The 1,123-nt window shown below is 35.4% G+C and carries 1 protein-coding gene and 1 riboswitch; the gene reads left to right on the top strand.

Annotated elements, in window-relative coordinates; translation table 11 throughout:
- Positions 1-378: 378 nt before the first annotated feature.
- Positions 379-479: riboswitch (SAM riboswitch) on the top strand.
- An 81-nt stretch (positions 480-560) separates the two neighbouring features.
- A partial coding sequence (locus RB298_RS15600) for a uroporphyrinogen decarboxylase/cobalamine-independent methonine synthase family protein (RefSeq protein WP_486047532.1) occupies positions 561-1,123 on the top strand: 563 nt, incomplete at its 3' end.

Here is a 1,123-nt window from a genome sequence, read left to right on the forward strand (position 1 = left end):
ATATTATGTGTATGAAAATTGCAGTGTTTCCGTTATTAGTTACATAAATCGTAGGAGCAGGGTCGTAAAAAATGGCGGTGCTGTTATACAGTAAAATTTGTATGACAATCTTTCAAATAATATGTTATACTAGCTATAGACCTAATCTTTCTTACATTTTAGTATAGAAAACCTAAATTCCCAAGGAGCACCCTTATTCTTCAAAAACATTAACGATGAGGGTGCTTTTTCCTGTCTTAAAAGTTAATTAATGGTAGAAATTCCTTGGTGTTACATAAATAGATATTTGTACTAACCGATATTTCTGATTTTTTAATCTTTTAATTGACAAGCTAGAGAAACACGTGTAGTATTGTCCCTAGTTAAATAAATTGAATATTCTTATCTCGAGAGGTGGAGGGACTGGCCCTAGGAAGCCTCGGCAACAGACTGTTAAAGTACTGTGCCAATTCCAGTAGCAATTTGCTTGAAGATAAGAAGAGAACCCATAACGATTATTAACCTCTTCTTATTTTTAAGAAGAGGTTTTTTATTTTAAAAAGAAAGAAGGAAACAAACTCATGACAAAGACACTAGTGAAGACTCCATTTAAAGCTGATCACGTAGGCAGCTTTTTACGACCAACTCCCCTTAAAGAAGCAAGAAAAGCGTATGCAAATGGTACAATTAATAAAGACGATTTAAAATTTGTAGAGGACAAAGAAATTGAAAAGCTTGTCCAGAAGCAAATTGAAGTAGGTCTTAAATCTATCACGGACGGTGAATTTAGACGTTCTTGGTGGCATTTGGACTTCCTATCAGGCTTAGAAGGTGTAGAGCAGTTTGAGACAGAATATATCAGCCAATTCAAAGGTGCAAAAACCAAAAATAACGCAATTAAGGTAGTAGGTAAAGTGGACTTCAATCATCATTATATGGTGGAACATTTCACGTTTTTAAAAGAAGCTGTCGAACGACATGGTGATGGAAGCCAAGTCTCTAAATTTTCAACTCCAATCCCAAACATGTTATTTACTCGCATTCAAGAAGATACATATTACAATGGAAACAGAGATCAATTTTATCATGATACTGTGGCGGCTTATCAGAAAGCGACTCAAGCCTTTTACGACGCAGGCTGCCG

It is taken from the genome of Priestia sp. BR_2, assembly GCF_041954005.1.
GTDB classification, from domain to species: Bacteria; Bacillota; Bacilli; order Paenibacillales; family Paenibacillaceae; genus Paenibacillus_AQ; species Paenibacillus_AQ lautus_A.